20 protein-coding genes are annotated in these 25784 nt (G+C 65.0%); 9 read left to right on the top strand and 11 right to left on the bottom strand.

Annotated elements, in window-relative coordinates; translation table 11 throughout:
- Positions 1-13 precede the first annotated feature (13 nt).
- The gene (locus HWX31_RS18185; RefSeq protein ID WP_174959607.1) at positions 14-1339 is read right to left on the bottom strand and encodes an MFS transporter; all 1326 of its coding nucleotides are present in this window, start codon (positions 1337-1339) and stop codon (positions 14-16) included.
- 666 nt (positions 1340-2005) lie between these two features.
- On the opposite strand from HWX31_RS18185, the gene cobA reads away from it, so the two are divergent.
- From cobA to HWX31_RS18150, 7 genes are all read left to right on the top strand, one after another.
- Positions 2006-2773: a uroporphyrinogen-III C-methyltransferase gene (gene cobA / locus HWX31_RS18180; protein ID WP_174959610.1), complete on the top strand. Its 768-nt coding sequence runs from the start codon at positions 2006-2008 to the stop codon at positions 2771-2773.
- Between the two features lie 117 nt (positions 2774-2890).
- The gene (locus HWX31_RS18175; protein ID WP_174959612.1) at positions 2891-3487 is read left to right on the top strand and encodes an ANTAR domain-containing response regulator; all 597 of its coding nucleotides are present in this window, start codon (positions 2891-2893) and stop codon (positions 3485-3487) included.
- An 11-nt stretch (positions 3488-3498) separates the two neighbouring features.
- The gene (locus HWX31_RS18170) at positions 3499-4548 is read left to right on the top strand and encodes a CmpA/NrtA family ABC transporter substrate-binding protein (RefSeq protein ID WP_174959614.1); all 1050 of its coding nucleotides are present in this window, start codon (positions 3499-3501) and stop codon (positions 4546-4548) included.
- 124 nt (positions 4549-4672) lie between these two features.
- Positions 4673-5272 (top strand): uracil-DNA glycosylase family protein, encoded by a 600-nt coding sequence (locus HWX31_RS18165; protein ID WP_174959616.1) that lies wholly within the window; start codon positions 4673-4675, stop codon positions 5270-5272.
- Between the two features lie 31 nt (positions 5273-5303).
- On the top strand, positions 5304-6095 hold the full coding sequence (locus tag HWX31_RS18160) for a YkgJ family cysteine cluster protein (protein ID WP_174959618.1): 792 nt from the start codon (positions 5304-5306) through the stop codon (positions 6093-6095).
- 88 nt (positions 6096-6183) lie between these two features.
- Positions 6184-7104: a helix-turn-helix transcriptional regulator gene (locus tag HWX31_RS18155; RefSeq protein WP_059637818.1), complete on the top strand. Its 921-nt coding sequence runs from the start codon at positions 6184-6186 to the stop codon at positions 7102-7104.
- Between the two features lie 124 nt (positions 7105-7228).
- Positions 7229-7927, top strand: coding sequence for a fumarylacetoacetate hydrolase family protein (locus HWX31_RS18150; RefSeq protein WP_060088935.1), 699 nt, complete (start codon positions 7229-7231; stop codon positions 7925-7927).
- A gap of 78 nt (positions 7928-8005) precedes the next feature.
- Here HWX31_RS18150 and HWX31_RS18145 read toward each other — a convergent pair whose 3' ends face one another.
- The 5 genes from HWX31_RS18145 to HWX31_RS18125 all read right to left on the bottom strand — a co-directional run bounded on the left by HWX31_RS18145 (position 8006) and on the right by HWX31_RS18125 (position 15460).
- Positions 8006-9205, bottom strand: a complete 1200-nt coding sequence (locus HWX31_RS18145) for a multidrug effflux MFS transporter (protein WP_174959620.1) — start codon at positions 9203-9205, stop codon at positions 8006-8008.
- Positions 9206-9420: 215 nt separating this feature from the next.
- Positions 9421-10590 (bottom strand): WD40/YVTN/BNR-like repeat-containing protein, encoded by a 1170-nt coding sequence (locus HWX31_RS18140; RefSeq protein WP_174959622.1) that lies wholly within the window; start codon positions 10588-10590, stop codon positions 9421-9423.
- A 38-nt stretch (positions 10591-10628) separates the two neighbouring features.
- Complete coding sequence (locus tag HWX31_RS18135) at positions 10629-10898, bottom strand: ubiquitin family protein (protein WP_174959624.1); 270 nt, start codon at positions 10896-10898, stop codon at positions 10629-10631.
- A gap of 342 nt (positions 10899-11240) precedes the next feature.
- A complete protein-coding gene (locus HWX31_RS18130; RefSeq protein WP_174959626.1) occupies positions 11241-13136 on the bottom strand; it encodes a UvrD-helicase domain-containing protein in 1896 nt (631 codons plus the stop codon).
- Complete coding sequence (locus tag HWX31_RS18125) at positions 13133-15460, bottom strand: AAA family ATPase (protein WP_174959628.1); 2328 nt, start codon at positions 15458-15460, stop codon at positions 13133-13135. Before HWX31_RS18125 ends, HWX31_RS18130 begins: the two co-directional genes overlap by 4 nt.
- A gap of 574 nt (positions 15461-16034) precedes the next feature.
- Here HWX31_RS18125 and HWX31_RS18120 point away from each other — a divergent pair.
- Entirely contained in the window at positions 16035-17165 is a 1131-nt protein-coding gene (locus HWX31_RS18120) for a PIN domain-containing protein (protein WP_174959630.1), read from the top strand.
- 65 nt (positions 17166-17230) lie between these two features.
- On the opposite strand, the gene HWX31_RS18115 is transcribed toward HWX31_RS18120, so the two are convergent.
- From HWX31_RS18115 to HWX31_RS18095, 5 genes are all read right to left on the bottom strand, one after another.
- Entirely contained in the window at positions 17231-17827 is a 597-nt protein-coding gene (locus tag HWX31_RS18115) for a hypothetical protein (protein ID WP_174959631.1), read from the bottom strand.
- Between the two features lie 449 nt (positions 17828-18276).
- Entirely contained in the window at positions 18277-19884 is a 1608-nt protein-coding gene (locus HWX31_RS18110) for a flavin monoamine oxidase family protein (protein ID WP_174959634.1), read from the bottom strand.
- 102 nt (positions 19885-19986) lie between these two features.
- Positions 19987-21921: a thiamine pyrophosphate-binding protein gene (locus HWX31_RS18105; RefSeq protein WP_174959636.1), complete on the bottom strand. Its 1935-nt coding sequence runs from the start codon at positions 21919-21921 to the stop codon at positions 19987-19989.
- Positions 21922-22594: 673 nt separating this feature from the next.
- Positions 22595-23284, bottom strand: coding sequence for an NUDIX hydrolase (locus HWX31_RS18100; RefSeq protein ID WP_174959638.1), 690 nt, complete (start codon positions 23282-23284; stop codon positions 22595-22597).
- Between the two features lie 483 nt (positions 23285-23767).
- Entirely contained in the window at positions 23768-24667 is a 900-nt protein-coding gene (locus HWX31_RS18095; RefSeq protein ID WP_174959640.1) for a DMT family transporter, read from the bottom strand.
- A gap of 57 nt (positions 24668-24724) precedes the next feature.
- On the opposite strand from HWX31_RS18095, the gene HWX31_RS18090 reads away from it, so the two are divergent.
- Positions 24725-25738, top strand: a complete 1014-nt coding sequence (locus HWX31_RS18090) for a LysR substrate-binding domain-containing protein (protein WP_415493712.1) — start codon at positions 24725-24727, stop codon at positions 25736-25738.
- The last annotated feature ends 46 nt before the right edge of the window (positions 25739-25784 follow it).

Here is a 25784-nt window from a genome sequence, read left to right as displayed (position 1 = left end):
CTCGGACGATCAATCAGTTCGCGACGCCGCTCGCGGCCAGCGCGCGTTCGCGCAGCGCCGCCTCGCGGGCCTTGTGTTCTTCGCTGAAGCGCACCGCCATCGCGCATAGCGCCGACGCGGTGACGACGAGCCCGAGCAGGCTCAGCGTGTGCTGCACGTCGCCGACGCCCTTCAGCAGGAAGCCCGCCGCGACCGCGCCCACGTTGCCGCCCGCGCCGACGATGCCCGCGACGCCGCCGAGCGCCTTGCGGTCGATGAACGGCACGAGCGCGTAGGTCGCGCCGCACGCCATGTGCGTGAAGAGGCCGAAGGTCAGCATCGCGACCAGCGCGATGCCGACGCCGTCCGCATGCGAGAACCAGACCAGGCCGAGCCCTTCGCCGACGATCAGCGCGCACAGCAGCGTCGCGCGCACGTCGAGGCTGCGGCGCGCGGCGACCTTGTCCGACAGCCAGCCGCCGAGCGCGCGGGCGAACAGCGCGAGCAGGCCGAACAGCCCGGCGGCGAGCCCCGCGTCCTTCAGCGACAGGTGGAAGTGATCGACGTAGTACAGCGCGGCGATGTTGTGGATGAACACCTCGACGCCGAAGCACGCGCCGTACGTGACGAACAGCATCCACACGCGATAGTTCGCGCACGCCGCGATGAAACTCGCCCAGCCGCCCTTCTTGCCGCTGTCGATCGTCACGCCTTCCTTGCGCAGTGCGATGAAGTCGCCTTGCGGGCAGTCCTGCGTGTAGCGCCCGTACACCCACGCCATCACGAGCATCGCGAGGCCCGGCACGACGAGCGCGGCGCGCCATGCGGATGCGTCGCCGAAGCCGAGCAGCATCGCGGCCGCGACGAGCAGCGGCAGGCACGCCTGCGCCGCGCCCGCGCCGGCGTTGCCCCAGCCGGCCGACGTCGCGTTCGCGGTGCCGACGACGTTCGGCGCGAACATCACCGACGTGTGGTACTGCGTAATGACGAAGCTCGCGCCCACCGCGCCGATGCCGAGCCGGCAGATCAGGAACGTCAGGTAGTCATGGCTGAACGCGACCGCGATCACCGGAAGCGCGCCGATCGCGAGCAGCCCCGCATAGACGCGGCGCGGGCCGAAGCGGTCGCACAACGGGCCGACGACCAGCCGCACGACGATCGTCGCGGCGACCGCGGCGATGTTGATGTTCGCGACCTGCGTGGCGCTCAGGTGGAATTCGCGCGCGATCAGCGGCATCAGCGGCGCACACGCGAACCATGCGAAGAAGCAGACGAAAAACGCCATCCACGTCAGATGGAACGCGCGCATCGGCGCGCTGCCGAAACTGAAGAGATCGATGCGGGTAGCCTTGTCGGACATATCTCATTCACCAAACGAAAACGGCGTCCTGCGAACCCGGTCTCGTGTCGAGACCCGATGCGAAGGACGCCGTTGCCCAGGGAGCCCGTTGCCGGGCATGTCGGTAATCGGTGCTGCAAGCCAATCGTCGTTGATCGACTCGATCGAGATAACGCAAGGCCCGTGCCATGTCGGGCTGAATCCCATCGTATGGCGCTTTGCGGCGTGTTCAAGCGGATCGACGCCCCGCTTTGCGCCAGATCAGCGACGCGTCACGATGCAGCGAGGCACAGTTGTGGTGCGATGCAGCACTGTCGCCGTGCGGCGACACGGTGCACGCTTCTGGTGAATGGCGCACACGCTTGCGGCATCGCACCGGCGCGCATCCGTGCGGCCGGCATGCGCGTCCGGCGGCCATGCGCGGCGGGGTGCGATGCGCCACACGCCGCGCTCAAAAGCTGGCCCGGATATTGCTGAAAGCTCAGGAGACATCGGCAACGGCGCCGATGTGCGGTACTCGCAATACGCGCGCCCGCCGTCACTGACGGGGACGCACCGGACAACGGCGTCCCTCCGTGCCGAACGCACGGGCGGATGCCGTTGTCGCTTCGGCGCGCGCCTGCGGCCAACCGCACCGGGACCCGCATCGCAATCGACCGCCACGCACGCGTGGCAATGGAATTCATCATGACGACTGGCAAGGTCACCCTGCTCGGCGCCGGCCCCGGCGATCTCGATTTGCTCACACTGAAGGCCGTGAAGGCGCTCGCCGCCGCCGACGTGCTACTGCTCGACGATCTCGTCAACCCGGAAATCGTCACGCTCGCGCCCCGGGCGCGCGTCGTGCGCGTCGGCAAGCGCGGCGGCTGCCGCTCGACGCCGCAGGCGTTCATCGAGCGGCTGATGCGCCGCTACGCGCTGCGCGGCGCGCACGTCGTGCGCGTCAAGGGCGGCGAGGCGCTGCTGTTCGGCCGCGCCGGCGAGGAGCTGAAGACGCTGCGCGACGCGGCGATTCCGGTCGAGATCGTCAACGGCATCTCGTCCGGCTTCGCGGCGGCCGCGAGCCTCGGCGTGTCACTCACGCATCGCGATCACTGCCAGGGCGTCACGTTCGTCACCGCGCACCTGCAGGACCACGGCGAACCCGACTGGCCGCGCCTTGCGGCAACCGGCACCACGCTCGCGATCTATATGGGCATGACGCGCATCGAGCGCATCGCCGCCGGCCTGCTCACCGCGCTGCCCGCTTCGACGCCGGCCGCTGCCGTGCAATGGGCCGGCACGCCCGCCGAGCGCCGCTGGACCGGCACGCTCGGCGCGCTGGCCCAAGGCGTCGCGCAGGCCGGGCTCGGCAGCCCGGCGGTGATCCTGGTCGGCGCAGCGATCGGCGAAGCCGCGGCATTGACCGGCGCGAGCGACGTCGATGCCGACCCCGCCACCCGGCGCGCGGCGTAGGATGCGGCGCGCAATGCGGCGCATGCCGCCGATCTATATTGAAAGCGTCGGCCGCCTGCACGGCGGCCGGCGGAAGTCCCGCCGGGACGCCGCTCACCTGTTTCATCGGCTTGCATCATGAGTGCGTCCGCTACACCCGTCAGGCTGCGCGTGCTGCTCGTCACCGATACGCAGAAACCGATCGGCGACCTGCGCGACGCGCTCGCGCGCCTCGGCTACGAGATGCTGAACGAAGTCGCGACGCCCGCGCGGCTGCCGGCCGCCGTCGAGGCGCAGCGGCCCGACGTCGTGATCATCGACACCGAATCGCCGTCGCGCGACACGCTCGAACAGCTCGCGGTAATGAACGCGACCGCGCCCCGCCCGGTGCTGATGTTCAGCCACGACGCCAACCAGACGCTGATCCGCGCGGCGGTCGGCGCGGGGGTCAGCGCGTATCTCGTCGAAGGGCTGTCCGCCGAGCGGCTCGCGCCGATCCTCGAAGTCGCGCTCGCCCGCTTCTCGCACGACGAAGCGCTGCGCCAGCGGCTCGCCGACGTCGAGCGCGAACTCGCCGACCGCAAAGTGATCGATCGCGCGAAACGCCTGCTGATGGACCGCCGCCAGCTGTCCGAGCACGATGCGTACGCGATGCTGCGCAAGCGCGCGATGGACCAGGGCATCCGCATCGTCGACGCCGCGCGCCAGGTGCTCGCGGCCGATCCGCAACCATGACCGTCACCGCCATGAACTCTTCGACCGCCGCCGCGCCGGAACGCGCGCATCTCCGTCTCGGCTTCGTCGCGCTGAGCGACGCCGCCCCGCTGATCGTCGCGCAGCGCCTCGGCCTCGGCGCGCGCCACGGCCTCACGCTCGAACTGAGCCGCCAGCCGTCGTGGGCCGCGGTGCGCGACAAGCTGCTGTCCGGCGAGCTCGACGCCGCGCATGCGCTGTACGGCCTCGTCTGCGGGATGCAGCTCGGCATCGGCAGCCCGCAGGCCGACATGGCCGTGCTGATGGTGCTGAACCGCAACGGCCAGGCGATCACGTTCTCCCGGCCGCTCGCCGACGCGTTCCGCGCGCGCGGCAACCTGCGCGACGCGCTCGCGACGCTCGGCCGCCCGCCCGTGTTCGCGCAGACCTTCCCGACCGGCACGCACGCGATGTGGCTCTACCACTGGCTCGCGTCGCACGGCGTCGATCCGCTGCGCGAGATCCGCAGCGTCGTGATTCCGCCGCCCGAGATGGTCGCCGCGCTCGCGCAAGGCGAGCTCGACGGCTTTTGCGCGGGCGAGCCGTGGCATGCGGTTGCCGAGGCGTGCCGCGCGGGCCGCACCGTCGCCGTAACGAGCGAGGTCTGGCCCGATCATCCGGAAAAGGCGCTCGCGTGCCGGCGCGATTTCACCGAGCTGTATCCGAATACCGCGCGCGCGCTGATCCGCACGCTCGTCGACGCGTGCGCGTGGCTCGACAGCCCCGCGCACCGCCGCGAGGCCGCGGACTGGCTCGCGTCGCCGGACGCGATCGGCGTGCCGGCCGCGCTGATCGCGCCGCGCCTGCTCGGCGACTACGGCGCGGGGCCGTTCGCCGCGCCGCCGCTGCCGGTCGCGTTTCATGCAAACGGCGCGGTGAACCGGCCTTGCGCCGACGACGGCCTGTGGTTCCTGTCGCAGTACCGGCGCTGGGGCATGCGCGACGACTCGCAGGACGACGACCGCGCGCGCATTGCTGCGGTCGCGCAAACCGCGATGTATGATGCTGCCGTCGCCGAAATGGGCGCGACGCGCGCCGACTGAGCCATGCGTTCGGGGTAGGTCCCCCGAATGGGTTCCATGAACGGCGTGCGTGCCCCGGCTCCCCATTGAAATCCGATCCGCGCGCGACTCGCCGCGAAACCGCACCCCGCAACGCATACCCCCGATGCCCAACCGACCGCACGCGCCGCTCGACGCGCTGCTTGCCGAAATCCGCGCGTGCCGCGTGTGCGAAGCCGAGCTGCCGCTCGGCCCGCGCCCCGTGCTGCGCGCGCACCGCGACGCCCGCATCCTGATCGTCGGGCAGGCGCCCGGCGCGCGCGTGCACGCGAGCGGCATCCCGTGGGACGACGCGAGCGGCAAGCGATTGCGCGACTGGCTCGGCGTCGACGCCGACACGTTCTACGACGCATCGCGCTTCGCGATCGTGCCGATGGGCTTCTGCTATCCGGGCCGCGGCGCGAGCGGCGACAACCCGCCGCGCCCCGAATGCGCGCCGCTGTGGCTCGACCGCCTGCTCGCGGAACTGCCGGCGATCCGCCTGACGCTGCTGGTCGGCCAGTACGCGCAGCGGCATTTCCTGCGCGACACCCGCAAGGCGACGCTGACGGACACCGTGCACGCGTGGCGCGACTACGGCCCGGCGGTGCTGCCGCTGCCGCATCCGTCGCCGCGCAACACGGGATGGTTCAAGCACCATCCGTGGTTCGACGCCGACGTCGTGCCGGAACTGCGCCGCCGGGTTGCCGCGCTCGTCGAGCCTTGACCCCAACCCCGAATCCGACCAGGAACCCTGAGTGAACGACATCGATTTCGCGTGCACGGCCTGCGGCAAGTGCTGCCATGACCTGCGGCTCCCGCTGACGGTCGACGAAGCGATCGCGTGGCTGCATCGCGGCGGCCGCGTGGAGCTGCTGTGCGACGCGATCCCGTGGCCCGTCGAACCCGAACCGGACAACGCGTTCGCCGCACACAAGCGGGCCCGCTCGACGCCCGCGCTCAGCGGCGCGCTGCCGGTGCGCGTGACGACCGTGCTCACCGCGTCCTACGCGGGACCCTGCCCGAACCTGCGCGCCGACATGCGCTGCGGGATCTACGACGAACGGCCGCTCGTGTGCCGGATCTATCCGGCGGAAATCAATCCGTTCGTCGAGTTGTCGCCCGAAGGCAAAGCCTGTCCGCCCGACGCGTGGCACACGACGCCGCTGCTGCGCGGCGGCGCGATCGTCGACGACGACACGCGCCGCAACATCGAGCGCTCGCGCGCGGCGAACGTGGCCGAGGCGCCGCTGCGCGCGCAGGTGTGCGCGGCGCTCGGCGTCGCTACGGCGGCGGTGGCCAACGAAGGCTTCGTGATCCATGCGCCGCCGCCGGACGCACTGCTCGCCGCGCTGAACGGCGTGCGCGCCGCGCCGGCCATGGTCGAGGCGGACGACGGGGGCGCGCAATGGACGCTGCTGTCCAATCGCGCGGCGACGGTGGACGCGCTCGCATCGACGGGCGCCGCGGCCGGGCTGACGGCAAGCGCGGCCGACGACGCCCGGACGTTCCGCTACCTCGGGTTCTTCCCGGACGCGGCCGCGGCGTGACGGGCCACGCCGGCGCGGCCCGTTCCGGCCGCGCCGTGTTCGCTGTACCATCGCGGCTTCATTTGCGTCACGAATCGCCGAATCCGTCATGTCCTCCTCCGCCCCGCCGCGCCTGTACGGGATGCCCGAACGCAGCGACCGGCTCGATTTCTACATCCGCGACCAGGCGTCGCGCCAGGCGATCACCGAGCCGCACCGGCACGCGTACTTCCAGATCCAGTTCAACCTCGGCGGCGACACCGAGCAGCGCATCGGCGGCGTCACGCGGCCGTTTCCGCGCGGCGCGCTCGCGTTCGTGCTGCCGTACCGCGAGCACCTGATTCCGCATCCGGAAGGCGCGCACTTCATCGTGATCAATTTCAGCCAGGCGTTCCTGCGCGCCGATCTCGACGTCGATCCGCTCGACCTCGAGGACGTGCCCGCGCACCGTTTTCCCGAGCTGACGCCGTTCCGCTTCCAGGAGCATCTGGATTTCATCCTCACCGGCGACGCGTTCGACGAGGCGCGCCGTCTCGCGCTGTGCATGATCGACGCCGATCGCGCCCGCACGTTCGGCTCGACGACGCTCTTGCGCGGCTACCTGCTGCAGCTGATCGGGATCGTCTGCACGCAGTACGCCGGCGCGCTCGACAAGCTCGCGCAGCGCGGCGCGCACCGCGCGGGCCGGCGCGACGCGCTCGCCCGCGTGCTGCGCCACGTGCGCGCGAACCTGACCCGCGAAGACCTGACACTCGCCGCCACCGCCGAGGCCGCGTTCCTGTCGCCGAACTATCTCGCGCACCTGATCCGCAAGGAGACCGGCAGCACGTTCACCGATCTCGTGACCGAGCGCCGCATCGCGCTCGCGCAGTCGCTGCTCGCGCATACCAGCCGGCGCATCGCCGAGATCGCGCGCGCGGTCGGTTTTCGCGACGAGGGGTATTTCGCGCGGCGGTTCCGCGCGCGGGTCGGCGTGTCGCCGAAGGCGTATCGCGACGCGAACGCCGCGCTGCCGGACGCCGACGCGTAGTTTTGTCCCGGAAAAACGCAGTTGCGTCGCATCCGGCGTGGTGCGCGTCGGGTATCGTTCACGCATGCCGGACGCCGCGCGACGCGCGCGCCGGCTCCGTCTTCAACCCGAACGAGGCCATCCGATGTCCGAATACGTCATCGACGCTCCCGAGCGTCCTTCCGTCGCAGTCGACCAGTCGTCCGCACGCTTTCCGGTGCGCCGCGTGTTCTGCGTCGGCCGCAACTACGCCGAGCATGCGCGCGAGATGGGCGCCGATCCGACCCGCGAGCCGCCGTTCTTCTTCACGAAGCCCGCCGATGCGATCGTGCCCGCGGCCGGCGCCGTCCCGTATCCGCCGCTGACGAACGACCTGCACCATGAAATCGAGCTCGTGGTCGCGATCGGCCGCGGCGGACGCGCGATCGCCCCCGCCGACGCGCTGTCGCACGTGTGGGGCTACGGCGTCGGCGTCGACCTGACGCGCCGCGACCTGCAGGCCGAAGCGAAGAAGCTGAGCCGGCCGTGGGACTGGGCGAAGGGCTTCGACGCGTCGGGGCCGGTGACCGCGCTGCGGCCGGCCGCCGCCACCGGCCATCCGGCGGCGGGCCGCATCTGGCTCGCGGTCAACGGCGAAACCCGGCAGCAAGGCGACCTCGCCGACATGATCTGGCCGGTGCCGGACATCATCGCGGCGGTGTCGCGCTCGGTCGAGCTGAAGGCTGGCGACCTGATCTTCACCGGCACGCCGGCGGGCGTCGGCGCGCTGCAGCCGGGGGACCGCGTGACCGGCGGGGTCGATGGGGTTGCGCAGTTCGAGTTCGTGGTGGGGGCGAAGGCGTAGGCGCAATGGGCGCCGATGCGCCCGCTCGAATCCGGGCCGAAACCGGCCGACCCGAGCGGGCGCGCGAATCGGCATGAATCACCGAGGGCCATCGCGCGCGTCCAGTGAACGCGCATACGCCGCCGCCAGCAACGCGAGCGAGGACGACGCCAGCATCATGCCGAGCGACGCACCAGCCGCATTGCCGTCGGTCAGCACCGCGCCCGTCATCGACGACAGCGCGGCGCCGCCCGCGATGGTCATCGCGCCGGCGAGGCCGGAAGCACTTCCCGCGAGGTCGGACCGCACCGACAGCACGCCGGCATGCGCGCACGGATTCGACAGACCGTTGCCCACGCCGACCAGCATGCACGGTCCGAACAACGCGAAGACGTGCCGGACGCCGCAGAAGTACAGCGCGAGACCAATCAGCGGGCCGGCGCACGCGATGATGCGCCCCGTGAAGATGATCGTCGCGCTCGAGTAGCGCCCCGCGTACCGGCCGGATACAAAACTGCCGAACATGAATCCGGCCGTGACGCTCCCCATGTAGAAGCCGATCGTTGCCGGCGGGATGCCGAATACCGCTTTCGCGGCCAGCGGCGCACCGGCCAGGAACGCATAGAAGGTGCCCGTCGAGAACGCCATGCACGACGCATAGGCCCAGAAGCGACGTGCGCGGAGCAGCGCCGGATACGCACGGATTTGCCGCCTCAACGTGTCCGACGGATTCAGGTTGGTCTCACGGAGGTCGCGCCGGCACCACGCGAACAGCGCGGCGCCGGCCACCGCGAGAAACCAGAAGCTCGCGCGCCAGCCGCACGCTTCGTCCAGCGCGCCGCCCACCATCGGACCGAGCATCGGCGCGATCGCCGCCGCCATCGCCGCATAGCCGATCCGGCTCGCCGCCCGCGCCTTGCCCGCCGTATCCCGGATCACGGCCATCGAGATCGGATAGCCCGACGTAATGCCCGCCTGAAGCACCCGGCAAGCCAGGAAGATCCGGATGTCGGAGGCCAGCGCGCAGCCGACCGAACCGACGACGAAGACCGCGAGGCCGGCCAGCACGATCGGCCGCCGTCCGAAGCGGTCCGACAGCGGCCCCATGATTAGCTCGAGCGTGGCGGCAACAACCGCGTATCCCGCGAGCGACAGGCTGACGAGTGCGTAGTCGGTCGCGAACGTGCGCGCGATGTTCGGCAGCGACGGCAGGAACAGGCTCACGGGCAGCACCGATACCGCGCACAGCAGGATCAGGGTGGCGAGCTTCGGTGGCGAGGATTCGGGAGTCGTCGGCATCGTCGATCGTAAGCAAGGTTGCTTCGGGCAAAAAAAACCCCCGACCGAGTCGGGGGCGCACGGGGTACCGGCCTGGTGCCGCTACCGGACCATGCGCCGACTGCCTACTACGATGACAAGGGCCGCTCTCATGTTCGTATGCTCCTGATCGTTTCGTGTGATGTTAGGTGGGGGACGGCAACGGCGTCAACGCGCTCATCCGCCCTCACCCGCCCTCATCCGAACCGGACGCAATAAACCGGCGGCAAATGCGCGGAAATCAACTGCCAGCTTTCGCCGCCGTCGCCGGATGTCCAAAGCGCGCCGGTCGTCGATCCCATCGCGAGTCGCGTGCCCGAGTCGTCCACCGCGAGCCCGTGCCGATACACGAGGTCATACGCTGGCGCCGGAGGCAATCCGTTCGAGAAACGCTCGAACGTGCGACCGCCGTCGCGCGTGCGCGTGACGACGAGCTGGCCGTTCACCGGAATCCGGCACGCGTCTTTCACGGCGGGCACGAACCATGCGGTGTCCGGCTCGCGCGGGTGCACGGCGACCGCGAAGCCGAAGCTCGACGGCTGCGCCTCGATGCGCTGCCAGTGCGCTGCGCCGTCGGTCGAGCGGAAGATCGCGCAATGATGCTGCGTCCATAGCACGTCGGGGTTGGCCGCGCATTGCACGACGCGGTGCGGGTCCTGCACGTTGGCGTCGCCGCGCCGTTCCGGCGGCATGTAGTCGGCTTCCATGCCATCGGCACTCACGCGCCAGGTTGCGCCGCCGTCTTCGGTCTGCCAGACGCCGCCGCACGACACGCCGATCGACACGTGCCGGCTGTCGCGCGGATCGACCATCACGGAATGGATGCCCGGCGCGTCGTAGCCGCCGCCGAACCATTCGCGGCGTTCCGGGCGATCCCAGAGCGCGCGGTTGAGCGTCCACGTGTCGCCGCCGTCGTCGGAACGGAACAGCCCGCCGGGGATCGTGCCGGCCCATAGAACGCCCGGTTCGTCCGAGCCGCCGGGTTCGAGCGACCAGATTTGCTGGAGCGTCCATGGGGGGGATGGGGGGACGGGGGCAGGGTCGCCTGTTGCGTTGTCCGGGTCCGCATTTGCGCTCGTGCTTACGTTCGCATTGCCATCGGTGCGCGTTTCGTCGGGAGGCTGTGGCGGGTATACGGGGACTGCGCACTCCTCCCAATCTGCATCGCCCGCGCGCCGGCGATGCAGCTTCACGCCGAAGTGGCCGAGGTTGAGCGCGGCGTACAGCGTTCCGTCGCGCGGATCAGCCAGCACCATGCTCACCGGCTCGCCGACGAAATGCGGCTCGCCGAGCGTCCAGCCGCCCTTGCCGTCAGCCTGTAGAACGAACAGCCCCTTGCGGGTCGCGACTAGCAATCGATCGTTCATTTGTGCGCCTCTTCGTCTTCGGGTAACGATGGCTCCCCTTATCCGCCTGACAGAGCCTGTACGACGTAGATCCGGCTTTCCTGGCCGAGCGCGTCGGATAAACGTTGTCGATCATGGATCCGCTGGCCGTCGACAAACACGGCGAGATGCGCGCGCAACGCGCCCTGGTCGTCGAGGATGTAGCCGCGCAGTCGAGGTTGTTCGGCGAAGACGGCTTCGAACGCTGCGCCGAGCGTGCGCGCGTCGATCTCGCGCTCGGGCGTTGCGATGTGTCGTTGGATCGAGGCAGCGAAGAAGATGTGCGCCATGATGGGGGAGCTGACGGGGTGGCCGTTTGGGCGTGGCCGGGCCGTTGGTTCTGTAGTTTAGGTGATTCGGTGGGGCTGCACCGTACAAGCAATGCTGCGGGAGCATCTGTCCGAGTTCGGTCAAAAGTCGACATCCGCAGTCAAGAAGCCCTTGCGCCGACAGCCGCTTTGCCTCGAAAGCGGTCATTACGACCCCGTGCAACAACGGCAGCAACAGTTGCCGACCTGAGGGTGCTAGATGCGACCATTTGGAAAAGACACCTATCGACGTGGATCTCTTTCGATAGAAATAATCGCCAGCGGAGAACGCACGGGATTATGCCCAGCTTAGTCAGGGGGCCATCAAGGCAACTCGGATAGAACCTCGTCAGCTGCGAACCACTCATTTTCGATGACGTGCGCCCGCACTGCAGCGGGTTCGGGAGAATAGACCACGAGCGCTAAACTCGATCGAGCGCGACTGCAGGTTACATAGAACAGGCGTCGTGTGCGATCGACAGAGGTTTCCTTGCCCTCTTGGGCATTCTTGAGGTCGACGGCCGTGGGTGCTTTGGCGCCTAGTAGCTTGTCATAACCGAACAGGAAGCCTCGGGCCTCTCCGTCGTCCATGAGGACCATGACACGCTCGAACTCCAACCCTTTCACCCCCTGATGAGTATCGAATGGAGCCTCGTGCGCGACATAGGCGGCATACGGTGCGATTTCCGAAAACGCGCAGTCGAGAAACGTAACGAGCGCCGCTATATGATCGCCTAGAGGGTCTGCCTCCTCATCGTCGGGCGTTTCCGCTGGCCTGGTTTGCTCGGCCGCCAAAGCGGCTTTGAGACCGTCAGGGATCACGAAGAGATTGGTTTCGGCAATGTTTGCGACGATCGCAGCACAGGTGGGTTCGCCATTGCCCCAGAGGGCCATCAGGCTGTCAATGGCTGCCTGGGCGGCGCGGAGTTGTGCTATCGGCTTATCGTTCCCCTTCAACGTTTCCTTACTTAGCAATGGGGAGCTTTCCCGTACTAGCTTGGTCGCCGCGAATTTATCCCCTTTCTGCTGTGCCGTGACAAGCGGCAGGACGTAGTGCGTGAAGAACCGCGTCGGCGCAAAGCTACCATCGAGAAAGCTTGTCCGATAATCGTCCACGGACGCCAGCGCCTCGAACATCTGCAGGAAACCCATTCGCCGGGCTGCCATATGATGCTCCAAGGTCAATATTTTGCATTTGCTGGCGTCGGCCCAATCCTGGTCACCCGTGAGCGCCGCCATATAGTCTTGGACTCTCCGCTCCAAGGCGGGTTTTTCCGGCGTACCGACCGGAAAAACAAAGAGCCGCACCCAGCCCTCCGGCCGGTCATCACGTGGCTCCTGTTTGTGATTGTCGGCGCCCCCGCGAATATGATTTATGAGCCGCACAATGCGCTGGGGGCAGCGGTGGTTTAGTTTCTTCTCCGGCGTCGCCCAGTTCTGGGGTATCTCGCTTTCAATCCGCTCTTTGCCGTCCGGGTAGATGCGTTGCATCGTGTCACCGATGAGGCCTAGGCAAAAACGATCGGCATGCGCTTTCTGCACTACGAGCAGGGCGTCAATGAGCGCGCGGCTAGTGTCCTGACTCTCATCGATCAACAAAAACGGGAACTTCTCGACGAAGATGCGCTGCATGAGCGGCTTCTCGAGTAGGAACGTTGAGAATATCTTGACGACCTCGCTGTGATTCAGCGCGTTGCGCTCCCGATTGTCTCCATTGGGGTTGTAGGTGAAGGTTTTAATGTCGGCAAGCCGGTCTAACCGGCGCTGCTTGGACTCGATCTGGGTCTGGCGCGCGGCCGACGCCTTAGTGCCTGCCCGGCCCTTCTTTTCTTCCGCTTGAAGATCGGCGATCTCGCGCCGTAGATTGTCTTTCAGCCACGCGCGGATGTCATTGTTTAATCCCTGTATGCGCGACCACGCAAAGCTGTGAATGGTACTCACGACGAATAGCGGATCGTACTCGGTGCGCCGCGTTATCTCGTCGCATGCTGCATTTGTGTACGTGATAACTGCGACCTGCCGTCCGCGCAGACGGAGTGTATCGCGGTAGGTCTTAGCCAAATAGTTCAGCGCGTTCACAAGTGAGCGAGTTTTGCCCGAACCGGCACCGGCAAACAGGAAGAAGCTCGTGGGTTTTTCTAGGCTCAGGAACCTAGCCAACTCATCTTCTACATGATCGTCAAGCGTAACGTTCGACGGTGCAGTGGCGACGTTGCTCATGCCGCTATCTCCTGAGGTGCGGTGGGCGCCTCGATACCTTCTTCGCCTGCCACCTGAGTAAGCCCCAACTCGATCTGTTTGTGCTCAAGTCGGGTTGTCAACCACAGCAAGCCATCGCGGATGTAAGCGGGAGGTTTCAGCGAAAGCGGGTCTTCGATCTCAAGCAGGTCCAGTGCGAATTCAGCCTTTCCGCCTCCTTCAAGCGCGATCTTGAGTGCCTCACTCAGAGCATTTAGGTCGGCGCTGCCAGTGATGGCAGTGCGGAATTTGGCGATGAGTCCGGTTCCCGGCAATGTCTCAAACAGGTCGAGATTCGCCATCACTATCGCGTCTTCAAGAGTGTAGGAAAGTGCCTCGGCGGTGGTGCCTTTAAACGTCGCTTGGATGGGCGACTGATAGGCAACTCGTACCGAGAAGTTCTCCTCTACATAGACTTTCACCTTCTCATTCTCGGGCTTGTCGAGCAGCGGGTCCAGTTCATTGATGACGGGCCACCACGTCCGCAGAGTTGTGTTGCGGGTCGTGCAACCCGCGCCACGTACCGGCGGCGCACTGGCGCCCGCCGCATTGCAGGAATCGATGTCGGTGATGACCAGTGTGGTAAGACCGATTTTCTCGATCAGGCTGCGTAGCTTGTGGGCATGGCTGCCACCGATTTCAAGCCAGGTGATGTAGCTCTCCGAAAGCTTCTCGAACTCCGGGAGGCAATTTACAAAATTGGGCACGAGGATACGTTCGGCAGGCCCCTCGATCAAAACCGCCGCATCGGCAAAGAACAGGTCGCAATGAGTAACACGCAGGTAACGGGTCACGAAGCGCTTCGTGTCCGAATCCGCACCGAACGCGTTTTCCAGGTTGACGACACACGAGGTCGGAATCGCCTTTTCGCCGCCCGGTAAGCGGCGGAAATAGCGCAGGGAGTCAAACTCACACTCGTGGGCTATATGACTCGAATGAGTGCTGACCACCATCTGTGTCACGAAATTCTGGCTCTCACCGAGATCGGCATGGTTGCGCAAAATCTTGTGCGCCTGGCGGATGAAAACCTGCTGGACCTGGGTGTGAAGATGCACCTCGGGCTCTTCAATCAGCACTAAATGCAAAGGCGGAATAATAGTGTCGTCGGCAGCCTTGTGCTTGGCCTTACCGACACGCATCCAACTGTCTCGGAAAGACATAAGACGGAAGACCATGGAGATGAGGTTCTGGTAGCCCAGCCCGTTGGAGTCCTCTGGCAAATATAAGTCGATGGCGTTTACACCGTCATGGATCGGCACGACGAACTGTACGGCAGCGTCGTGGTTCAGACCCTCAACGGGACGCAATCGCGTCGAAATGTTCAGCTTAGGATCCGTGACACCCGGGTAACCAAGCTTGTGCATTTCCCTGAGCGGGCTCTTGAAGCCGTCGCTAAGTCGCAGGTTAAAGGCTCTCTGAGCTTCCTCGATCGCCTTGAGTGCAAGGAGGTCTTGCGCATCCGGATTCTCATAAGGATCGAGATGGCGGGTATAGTACTGGCGAAGCTGGGTTGACAGTTTCCGCGACCCACTGATGGTGACGGCTGCCTCATCATCATTATTTTCGCCTGCCACACCGAAGCCGCGCTGGGCACTGATCTCGTCGATACGAATGAGACCGCGAAACGGATCACCGTCGATTGGCTCGCTTCCATTGAGCGCCTGCGGCTTAGCTACGCCGTACTCCGGATCGACACAACCGGTCGGATCAAGCACGTAGGCCCTGACCGTGAAAAACATAGCCAGCCGGCGCTGCAGGAACTCGACAAGGTTTTGCGGCCAAATTGCGACCTGAAAATCGGCTGCCGCCGTGCCTTCCGTCTCGGCCAAGGCGGCGCCGGCTGCCCGTAGCGCCAACGCCTGGGACCGTGCAGTTATATATTCGTGCTGCAGTTGCGCGGCATCCTTCGGTTCGAGGCGCATGCGCACACCTAACCGCCCACCATCCCAATCGAGGGTGGGCAGTATCTTCTGGACGTAGTGAACTTCGTTGTCGGCAACTTGAAGCCAAACATCGAGGAACGGCAACACCCGACCCCATTCAGGCTCTGGCAACGGCTGGTTCGCGATATGCTCCGCCTCCCAAGCAGCGCCCATCGCGTTGATCGCCGGCCAATGGGAGAGCGTGAAGTCGTTAAAGCAAAAGTTTGATCGCTCTCGATCGACGAGGAAATAACGGAGTGCCGTAATGGCGGACGTCTTTCCGCTATTGTTGGCCCCAACGAAAACGGTCCTTTCGGAGGATAATCCTACTCGGGTTGATAATAGTTTTCTAAAGTTGGCGATCTCAATGAATTCAATGCGCATAGCTCGTTCTCCGGCCCCGGTTAGCTACGTCGCTCATGGTAACCGATAGCGAACATCGCCACGTGTCAACCACCGACATGACAGCGTACGTCCGTTTGTAGCTGAAAGCCGCCGTGAGGGCAGTCTTTGGGCGAACGGCGGCTCAGCGTCGAGTACGGCCGACCACGGCGGCAACAGTCGGCCATGAAGGGACGTACGTTCGATACATTGCTAGGACATTCAGTCGGCAGCTCGACTTCGTGAACGGTCACATGAACGCCGAGACTCCCCGTCGCGTCGGCGGCCATCGCCGGCGGTAATGGATCGTCACCTGCAATGGGACCAGAACCATTCCTTCGGTCTTACCGGGTGGCAGAATCGATCCTCGATCGTCAGGTCGAGCTAGGCTGCTCATGCGAACAACATCACTGTGAATTGAACAATATCTCAGTTCCCCCCTGACCGGTTTAGTCGACTCAGCTAGCTGCACTGCATAAAAGCGTTCAAAGATATCGCGCTCGATGCCAAGACATCTTAGAATTCCACTTCCCTTTCACTATATCGCACAAGGCCAACGCTGCCGCAAGAGGACAAAGTGATCCACGTAATTCTCGACACCAATATTTACCGCGACGATCCAAAACGCCAAAAGCTGCCTTTCAAAGCCTTGGAACGTCTTCTTGTCGAGAAAGTCGTCACGTTGCATGTGCCGTACATCATCGAGCGGGAATTCCAGACGCAGCAGAGAAAGAAATACGGCGATGCTTTGCGTGACGTTCTCGCGGGATTCAAGGAACTATCCAATTTCCCGACCGGCGCAATCCCCGTAGTGCTGCAAAAAATTCCGGCTTGGGCCAAGGAGCTCGATGATGCACAGGCAGCGGTATTGGCTGATGCCGAAGGAGAAATTGTTGAGTGGTTTAAGAAAGTCGGGGCGCAACGCCTTTCTCTATCCGCCGACCAGGCGATCTCGGCATTCGAAGCCTATTTCAAAGGTACGGCACCATTCAAGGATGCGAAGGTTCGGAACGACATTCCTGACAGCTTCATCGCGCGCGCCGTCGAACGAGTGGCTGCAATAGCCAAAGAGGTACATTTCGTCGCGCATGACAAGAAGCTCCGGGAGGCGTTCAAACAGAAATCTATCGTCACATACGAAGACCTCAGCCAGTTCATCGAATCCCCGCTGATCCAGGCAAAACTACTCGATCTCGACGTGCTGGATAATTCGGCACAAATTCAGACGGCCATCCAAAAATTCGAAGAAGAGACGGGCGTTATAAGCCATGTGGTCGAAAGCACGGTCGGCGAGAACATCATGTGGAAGAAGATCGACCGGGCGGCACCACTCGATGATGAAGGCCATGCAACCATCAATGGCTATGGCGATGTTACAGATCTTGAGCTGGAGTGGTCTGATTTCGCCTTTTTCGGCGACGGCGAATTTGGGATTCCGTTCACACTCGAAATGACCGTACAGGCCTACTACTACATCTTTAAGGCCGATTATTACGCACACTTCGGCAATAGAAGGGGTCCGTCGATTACCGATCACAACGATCACTATTACGAGGCCGAGGATGAGTTCTTGATCGTCGTAAAGGGGACCGTTGGAATCTCGGTTATCAAAAACAAACTGAAGGATCTCGAAAACTTCGATTTCATCGACGAGGCATCGATAGATATCGTCGATATTGACAGTGTCGAACTAAAAGATCACGACTGAAGGATTCATTGCGGCAACGATTGGGGACCAGTGCGCGCCCGGACTGGGCGCCGCGCATATTCGCTTCAGAGTGTGAGGTCGGCCCTGTTCTGCCAGGCGACCTGGGTGACAAGCGTGCCGGCTCGGCGCTGGCTCAGGTAGGCGTCGACGTCGAGCTTGCTAGCACCGATCGGCAACCCCACCCACGTCCGCACACGCATGCCGGGTGGGACGATCACCGCAGTCGCCTCCTTGGTCCAGTCGTTGTTGCGAAAGCCTTTTGGCCCTTCCACCTGCCAGACATGCTCCGATGTGGTGCTTACATGAAGGTCCGCGTTCTTCCAAGTTGTCTCCGGACCAATGACCAACGCCTGCGCCGCGGAGTTCAGGAACGTCAGGTAGACCTTGCGCTTGTAATGGATCTGCTCACGATCATCCACCACAAATTCATGGCTCACTAGAGTCAGCGCACTCTGCGGTGTCGGTGCCGCAGATGCCACCGATGGTGAACGGGTGCCGAGCAACGCCCAGACGGCACCGACGCCCAAGCCGACCAGCCCACCTGTCAGCCAGCCCGGTGCCTTGGCCAAGGCCGTACCGATCGAAGCTACGAGCGATACGCCTGCCGAGGCCGTCTGAATGATCTGGCCTTTATTTGCAAACCACAGAGCTGGTAGTGCCATCCTGTATGCCTTCCCGTGTTAGATCGGGCCAAAGTGTACAACGCGATGATTAGTGGACGGGGATTGCACACAGGATTCCGTCGGCTCGCATAATTTTGTTCCAATGGACGGCCGTCCCTATATGTAGATGTCTGGATTCAGTTGGTGAGCGACGGTTCACTACCCGCCTAAAAGAAGGGGCGTTGTACCTTGCAAGCGGTCACCGCTACTGCACAACGATGACCGGCAGTGGGTCGGTTTGAGCCGCCCGGAAATCATCAGAGAGACTCCTCTCCGTCTCCGGCCAACGCGGATCGCCCCATCGCAACCACTCGCCTGCTGGCTTGCGCAAGGCTACTCCCGCGCCGGTCACGCGGCGCTGTGGCTCATCCATCCACGGCGAGCGTCGATCCAAACGCGGCATACACGCGACGGGGCGCGTCCGCCCCGCCGCACCGCTCACCCAGCCCTCACAGCCCCCCAACCCCCAACCTCTCCAACACAAAATCCGCAGTCTGCAACGCCCCCTCCACCCACCCCTGCGCATCCGAATACGCTTCCCCGCAGATGAACAGCGGCCTGCCGTCGATCGGCTGGACGATCTTGTGCTTCACCTCCCAGCTCTTCACGCCGATATTCCAGCTGTTCCATCCACCGCCGTACGGATCATCGCCCCAGTCCCGGAACGCCGCGTTCCTGACTTCCGGCGTATGCGCCAGCCCGTGAACCGTCGCGAGTTGCCGGGCCACCTCGGCCACCATCCGCCGCGGCGCGTGATACCGGAACCACGGCAATTCGTCGGCCTGGTCGGCATCCGCGCCGATGAACGGATCCGTCACCTCCGCCACTTCGCGGCCGCCTTGCCGTGCTTGCCGGCGCTGCGGCCGCAAGCCGTCCCAGAACCCGACGTTGGTGCCGTCGTCATAGCTAGCGAGCAGCATCGACGGCCCGCCGGTCGCGGCCGTTCCATCCGATTTCGGCCAGTAGTACACCTGCCGCACCGGCAAATCCGTCACCGACCTGCCCAGCTCCACGGGCACGAACTCCGACTCGCCGGTCGCCGTCGTCCGCGTATAACCCGACGCGCGCCACCACGGATTCGCATACGTCGTGAACAGCTTGAACAGCGGGCGCGGCGTGACGCTCGACGTCAATCCGCTGATTTCCCCGAGCATCGCGCTGCTTTGCGCGAGCAGGTCGATCGCCCGCCGCGGCATCGCCAGAATCACCTGGCGGGCGCGGATCCGCTTGCCCTGCGCGTGGAACTCGAACGCGCCGTCGACCCATTCGAGGCCGGCTACCGTCGCCCCGAACCGCACGTCCCCACCGGCTTGCATGAAGAGCCCCGCGACCGACTTCGGCACCTCCTGGAAACCCTTCTTGAAGCCCATGTACGACGCACCGACACCGAAGTCCGACAGGAACCACGGAATCGCGTCTGCCGCGTTCCAGTTGGTCAGGGTCGTGTTGTAGCCGCCGGCGTCGACGCCGAGCTGGTACGCCTCGCCGTCGATCACGCGCAACAGCACGTTCCAGAAGCCCTGCTTGTAAAGCGGTACGCCGCCGAAGCTGGCCTGCTGGGCCATCTGCCGGCGCTGGTCCTCGTTCAGCCCCTTCGCGGTGATGCCGGGCACGATCTGCTCGATCGCATTGATGATGATGGCGCCCGCCGTCTCCCCGCGCTCGAGGAACGACAACTTGTACGGCACCTTCGCCGGCTCCTGCGTGAAATCCGACAGCCGCAAATGGACGCCGCGCAGATACGCGAGGTTGACCGGCTCGTCGACCGGAAACTTGTAGAGATCGATATGCTGGCTCGGCGGCAGGATCGGATTGATCGTGTCGATCAGCTTCGCGATAAGCGGCTGCACCTTCGGCAGGATGCGCATCCCCCCGAGCTCCGCCACCATATTGTCGATGCCCGGCGGCTTGACCGACAGCAGCCGGCCGCCGATGCGATCGCTGCCTTCGAATACGACGATCTTGCGCCGCGAATCGGCCTGCTGAAGGCGCCATGCGCTATATACGCCCGATATCCCTGCGCCCACGATCGCAATGTCGATCAGTTCGTCAGCCATGATCTCCTTCCTCCTGTTGTCTGATACGGGTGGATGGTTCTCCGCGCGGAATGCGCTTGCTTCGATGCAAATCCGGCCGCCGTCGGACGGCGGCCGCGTCGGTCAGAAGATCACGCGCAGGTTCGGCGTCGGCGCGCCCTCGCCGTTCGCGCCGAGCGCGCTCACCGCCTCCTCGTGGAACACGTCGAGCGGCGGCTGTTCGAGGTAGCGCTGCATCGCTTTCGCGCGGGCCGCTGCGGCAGTGGGCGGCGTCGGCGGCGGGTCGCCGGCGGTGCGCACGTCGAGGACGTACGGCTGGCGCTTCAGCAGCACATGGTCGATGCCGCGCTTCACGGCGGCGCGCACGTTCTCCGGCAGCCGCACGATTTCGCCCTCGGCGCCGCCCAGCGCCTTCGCGATCGACACGAAATCGGGCGCGGGCCGGTGAATGCGCAGGTAGTCGGGATCGTCCGTCTTCGGCTTCCAGCCGTAGCCGGGCGACGAACCGTACGCCTGGATCACCTGCTGCAGCCCCAGCTGCAGCGTGTGGTACTCGTGGTTGTTGGTGACGATGTAGAGCACCCCGAGGTCGTGATGGCCGGCGGTCCACCAGGTCTGCGGATAGAACAGCGACGAGCCGTCGCCGACCGCGTTGACGACGAGGCTCGTCTCGACGCTCTGCCAGCCGTCCCGCTCGAGCTTGATGCCGAGCGAGGCCGGCATCGACCAGCCGAGCGAGCCGCCGCCGACGCAGTAGTAGCTGATCGGCGCCGCGCTCTCGGTGCCGAGCGGCAGCAGGTACTGGAACGGCGCGGAATCGGACACGGCCTCGTGCACGTAGACGAACTTCCTGCCGAGGCCGCGCGCCTGGATTTCGCGGCGCAGCGCGTCGGCGACGACCACCGCCCAGATCTCGTCCTGCGTCATCGCCTTCGCGAGATACTGATCCCACGCGACGCGCCGGCTGGCGTCGAGCACGCGCAGCCGGTCGTTGCGCGCGTCCGCGCCGGCGGGACGGTGCTGGCGCACGATGTCGCTGACGAGCGGCAAGGTCGCCTTGATGTCGCCGAACAGGGCCGACTCGCCATAGAAATTCTTGCCGATGTCCCAGGTGTTGTTGCTCAGGTAGACCTGCCTGACGCCCGGCGGAATCAGCGGACCGTCCGAATACTTGAAGACGGCGACCTGCGCCTGGTTGCTGAAGCCGACCAGAAACGCGACGTCGTGCGCGCCGAAGGTCCGCTGGACGTCCTGCTGCTTGCCCGGCAACTCGCCCTGCCAGTGATAGTCGTCGTTCGGGAAATTGGCGAGGCTGCTGAACGATTGCAGCAGCACCGGCGCGCCGATCAGCTCCGCCAGTTGCTGCAGCTCGTGCCACGCGCCGGCGTAGCCGACCGCGTCGCCGCCGACGATGATCGGATTCCGTGCCTGGGCCAGCAGCATCGCCGCTTCGCGAATCGCATCGGCGTCGGCGGTGAAGTGCGGCGAGATCCGCGTGATGCCGGGCAGGCGGTCCTCGTCGCCGATGCGGCGCATCGTGAATTCCCACGGAATCGACACGAACACGGGCCCGTTGGGCGGCGACATCGCCTCCTTGAACGCGCGCTGCAGCACGAGCGGCAGCTCTTCGGCCGTGCGCACCTCATGCGCCCACTTCGTGAATTGCCGCGCGATCTCGACCAGGTTGGACGCGAGCAGCGGCTCCTGGGTCACCAGCTCGTTCTGCTGCTGGCAGCACAGGATCACGAGCGGCACTTGCGAGCGCGCAGCATTGAACAGGTTGCCGACCGCATGCGCGATGCCCGGCGTCACATGCACCACCGCGACGCCCGGCTTGTTGGTCATCCGCGCCGCGCCCATCGCGGCGCCGATCGCGATGTTCTCGTGCAGGCACTCGATGTACTCGACCTGGTTCTCCGGGTAGGACGTCCCGTCGATGATCGGAATCTCGTTGGTGCCCGGCACGCCGAAGATGTAATGGATGCCGATGTCGCGCATCGCGTCGAATACGTAATCGCGCGCCCAGCGCTGCTGGACAGCTTGGGTTCCGGTGGTCATGGTTTCTCCTGGAAAGAAAATCCCGCTTCGCGCGGGCGACGAATGCGCTTCAACCGTCGTGCGGCGCCCGGCTGCCGCCTTCGACGTCTGGATCTTCCCGAGCGTGGCCACCGAGACATGCGGCCATCTCAGCCTGCCATTCGCTTCGTTAACCTAATTATTTCAATGGCTTGTCCCTTACGCCCTCGCCACGCCCCGGCACCGGCCGCAGTCGCTGCGAAGCAACCGGCCCGCCGCTGATGCGGCTGATGCGGCTGATGCGGCTGATGCGGCTGATGCGGCTGATGCGGCTGATGCGGCTGATGCGGCTGATGCGGCTGATGCGGCTGAACAGGATGCTGAATGGCTAGCTGGAATCGGCTGTGCTCGACATGCGTCCCCCGTGACCCTTCCGGATTGGCGCGAGAAGCGGAACAATGCGTTCCGGCGCCGACTAAATCATTCTTTTCAAGCCGAGCGAATGGTTATTTTTCTATCCTCGATCATTCGCGTCATCCAGGAATAATTCGCTCGCGAGCGCTTATTCTGATTCGTCATTTTTTATAAAATTAGACCACGGATCATCCGGCGTCACCCTGATTTTTCATACAGGTCGAACGCCCAAAACGGGCATGCGGCATCGTTGCGCGATGATTTTTAAATACACATTTATTTACGCATCAAATGCGTGAATCTAGCCGTGACGTAAACGCTCGCTGCGCGTAGAGTCAAGCGCCAAACCAGCCAGCGACTTCAGGATGACCGCTGTGACTCCCCAGATGTCATGCCTTTGATCGGCCCAGTACCAGGAGCCAGCGCGCTCTCCGTTGATGTACTGCCGTGGCAGATCCGGATTCAGCAGCGAGGCAAACGGAAACTCGAATATCTCGTCAACTTCGGCAGGCGCCGCCTCCCAGTCGGCCGTATCCGACACGATGCCGACAACCGGGAAAATGGCATGATTGCGCTTTCTTGTTTTGTGAAGCGGCAAGCACCCGACAAGTTGGACCGCGCCGGGCTCGAGGCGGATTTCTTCGAAAGCTTCGCGCAGTGCGGTCGCCCCGACATCGTGGTCGGACTCCGCCGGACGTCCGCCCGGGAAACTGACGTGCGACGAATATTCACTTAGCCCCGACGAACGCTTGGTAAGCAAGATCGTCGGCTCGCTCCGCGCCACGATCGCCACCAGGACGGCAGAGAATTTCCACTGCCCATTGTTGTCCGCAAGGGATAGCTTCGCCGTGGGCCAATCCGTCGAGGCGGGGATCTGAATGCCCTCCACGCCGCGCACTATCGTTTCCAGGGCGACTTGCCACGAGCCAGTCTCCGGGGGCATGTTCGCGAGTCCGCCATTCGTATCCGAGACACTTCTTTCGGTTTCCATGTCTTCTTCCGTATGCGATCCGTTAACGACGCCTCGCGCAGGCCGTCAGTGACGTATATTTCCGAGGCCGGTCCTGCTGCTGAACAGATGCACAGCATATGCGCATATACGCGGTCCGAGTAAATTGGACGGCCCCTTCATCAATTTCCCATTAACTGCCTGCGAGCCCCGCCAGACAGGATCGAATACCGACCGCGAAATAATGACGACGACCATTCAATTTCATAATCCAGACGGCATCGCCGCGCCGTTCTCCCGTTACAGTCACGGCGTCTCGGCTTCGACTGCGGCGCGCTGGCTATACATTCCGGCCATGCCCCCGCGTCGACCCTGGTGATCGTTGCCGGCCTGGTGGCACCAAATCTTCAGGTCGAGATTCAGGCTATCGCGGCCAGGTAGCCCGGAAGACGGAAAGAAGCGCGCTCGCACCGATCCATTGACGATCGGCGCGAGTCGAAATGCATCGCGAGTTTCGAATCGACCTTACGTGCGCCCCCGCAACGCCACGACCACCACACCGGCAATCGCCATCAGGCCGCCGCACAACGTCGCGATGCCAGGACGCTCCCCGGTCAGCACCGCCGACAATACGGTCGCCACCGCGGGCGTCAGATAGAGGAAATTCGACGCGCGCGCCGCACCGAAGTAACCGAGCGCGAAGGTCCACGTCGCGTAACCGAGAGCCGCGGGAAACACGCCGAGCACCACCACCGCCGTCAACGTCGCGCTCGACGCGCTGCCGAGTGATCCCAGCGCGCCGGGCAACCATGGACTGAGCCACAGCGCGCCCGCCAGCAGCGTGTACGCGGTACATGTCAGCGCGCCGTACAACGGAATCAGCCGCCGCTGCAACACGAAGTAGCTCGCCGAACACCACGCTGCGCCGAGTATCAGCGTGCTGCCCGCGCCAAGCGTCAGGCCGCCCGGCTGACCACGCGCAATCACGGCAATGCCGGCAAGACTGATCAGCGAACCGAACCATCCCCAGCGGCTGAAGCGCTCTCCGAGAAACACGGACGCCAGCAGCGCCGTAAAAATCGGCAACGTATTGACGATGAAACTGGCCGCGCCCGGCGCCACGGTTGTCTCGCCGGTGTTGAGCAGCGCGTTGTAAAGCGCAATGCCCAGAAAACCGCACAGCAGGAACCGCAGCGCATCGCGCCATGCCGGCAAGCGTGGCCGGCGCCAGGCGAGCCAGACGATCACCAGCACGGCAGCGGTGGCAAAACGTGCCGCCGCGAGCTGTATCGGCGGCAAGCCCTGCAGGCCGATCCGGATGAACGGGAAAGCGGATGCCCACGACAGAATCGTGAACGCAACCGCGCCTGCGGCGACGAGCGGCAGCCGGGCGTCGCGCGATGGGGTCGATGACAGTGTGTTCATGCAGCGATGGTGCCGTGTCGCGAGATGCTAAGCTAGCGCATAGATGAACGTCGTGATGTGAAAATGGCTCACACCTCCGCCCGCCGGCCGACACGCGGGCCGCGCGAACCCGCGGCGGCCGGGTCGTCTTCCGGCACCGCGTCCGCCCCGCCCCCTGCTTCTTTGCCTGCGCCCGGCGCGCGGCCGCCGCTCGCCAGCCTCGAGACGGTTTGCACGGTCGCGCGTGAAGGCTCCTTCCTGGCGGCCGCCGAGGTCGCCGGACTCACGCACGGCGCGATCAGCCGGCGCGTTGCGGCGGTGGAAAACTGGCTCGGCATGACATTGTTCGAACGCCATGCGCGAGGCGTGCGGCTGACGCCCGACGGGCAACGCTTCGTCGGCCGGATCGAGCAGGCGTTCGCGATCATCGACGGCGCCGCGGATCAGTGGCGCTCGCCGCGCAGCCCGCAACTGGTCAAGCTGAGCGTGGTGCCCGCATTCGCCAAGCTGTGGTTCTTCGAGCGCCAGACCGCTTTCGAGCGCGAAGCGCCGCCCCTGCGCATCGAGCTGGATATCGGGCATCGCAACGCGGATATCGCCCGCGGCGACGCGGATCTGGGGATTCGCTACGGACGCGGCAGCTGGCGCGAACTCGACGTCAGGCCGTTCATGCAGGAGACGCTGTATCCGGTCGCGAATCGCGCGCTCGCCGCGCAGTTGACGAAGCAGCGCCAGCGACGCGGCGACGCCGCGCTACTCGACGTGCCGCTGCTGCACGACGGCGATGCGACCGGCTGGCGCGCGTGGTTCGGTGCGCTGGACATCCCGCTCAAGCCGCGCGCCCAGGATCGCCGTTTCGAGGACTATACGGTGGTGCTGGCCGCCGCGGAGGCCGGGCTCGGCGTGGCGCTGGCGCGCAGGCCGCTCGCCGCGGCCTATCTCGAGCGTAGCGGCCTCGTCCGCGTAAGCCGCCACGAGGTCGCCTCGCCGCTCAGCTATTACTTCGTGCATGCGAAGGGAGAGAGCCGGCCGCACGTGCTGGCGTTGATCGAACGGATGCAGAGGGTTCCGGCGGCGGCGCCGTCGACGTAGATCGCGCCGCACCGGGTGGCCGCACTTGCTCGTGCGGCCTGCCGAC

This window comes from Burkholderia ubonensis, from assembly GCF_902833085.1.
Lineage (GTDB): Bacteria > Pseudomonadota > Gammaproteobacteria > Burkholderiales > Burkholderiaceae > Burkholderia > Burkholderia ubonensis.
The sequence above is the reverse complement of the archived record's forward strand: the minus strand, read 5'-3'. Positions and strand labels throughout refer to the sequence as shown.

What these genes read in the sequence shown, in the direction of transcription:
- HWX31_RS18185 (WP_174959607.1), bottom strand. Translation starts at nt 1,339, where the DNA reads ATGTCCGACAAGGCTACCCGCATCGATCTCTTCAGTTTCGGCAGCGCG.
- cobA (WP_174959610.1), top strand. Translation starts at nt 2,006, where the DNA reads ATGACGACTGGCAAGGTCACCCTGCTCGGCGCCGGCCCCGGCGATCTC.
- HWX31_RS18175 (WP_174959612.1), top strand. Translation starts at nt 2,891, where the DNA reads ATGAGTGCGTCCGCTACACCCGTCAGGCTGCGCGTGCTGCTCGTCACC.
- HWX31_RS18170 (WP_174959614.1), top strand. Translation starts at nt 3,499, where the DNA reads ATGAACTCTTCGACCGCCGCCGCGCCGGAACGCGCGCATCTCCGTCTC.
- HWX31_RS18165 (WP_174959616.1), top strand. Translation starts at nt 4,673, where the DNA reads ATGCCCAACCGACCGCACGCGCCGCTCGACGCGCTGCTTGCCGAAATC.
- HWX31_RS18155 (WP_059637818.1), top strand. Translation starts at nt 6,184, where the DNA reads ATGTCCTCCTCCGCCCCGCCGCGCCTGTACGGGATGCCCGAACGCAGC.
- HWX31_RS18150 (WP_060088935.1), top strand. Translation starts at nt 7,229, where the DNA reads ATGTCCGAATACGTCATCGACGCTCCCGAGCGTCCTTCCGTCGCAGTC.
- HWX31_RS18145 (WP_174959620.1), bottom strand. Translation starts at nt 9,205, where the DNA reads ATGCCGACGACTCCCGAATCCTCGCCACCGAAGCTCGCCACCCTGATC.
- HWX31_RS18140 (WP_174959622.1), bottom strand. Translation starts at nt 10,590, where the DNA reads ATGAACGATCGATTGCTAGTCGCGACCCGCAAGGGGCTGTTCGTTCTA.
- HWX31_RS18135 (WP_174959624.1), bottom strand. Translation starts at nt 10,898, where the DNA reads ATGGCGCACATCTTCTTCGCTGCCTCGATCCAACGACACATCGCAACG.
- HWX31_RS18130 (WP_174959626.1), bottom strand. Translation starts at nt 13,136, where the DNA reads ATGAGCAACGTCGCCACTGCACCGTCGAACGTTACGCTTGACGATCAT.
- HWX31_RS18125 (WP_174959628.1), bottom strand. Translation starts at nt 15,460, where the DNA reads ATGCGCATTGAATTCATTGAGATCGCCAACTTTAGAAAACTATTATCA.
- HWX31_RS18115 (WP_174959631.1), bottom strand. Translation starts at nt 17,827, where the DNA reads ATGGCACTACCAGCTCTGTGGTTTGCAAATAAAGGCCAGATCATTCAG.
- HWX31_RS18110 (WP_174959634.1), bottom strand. Translation starts at nt 19,884, where the DNA reads ATGGCTGACGAACTGATCGACATTGCGATCGTGGGCGCAGGGATATCG.
- HWX31_RS18105 (WP_174959636.1), bottom strand. Translation starts at nt 21,921, where the DNA reads ATGACCACCGGAACCCAAGCTGTCCAGCAGCGCTGGGCGCGCGATTAC.
- HWX31_RS18100 (WP_174959638.1), bottom strand. Translation starts at nt 23,284, where the DNA reads ATGGAAACCGAAAGAAGTGTCTCGGATACGAATGGCGGACTCGCGAAC.
- HWX31_RS18095 (WP_174959640.1), bottom strand. Translation starts at nt 24,667, where the DNA reads ATGAACACACTGTCATCGACCCCATCGCGCGACGCCCGGCTGCCGCTC.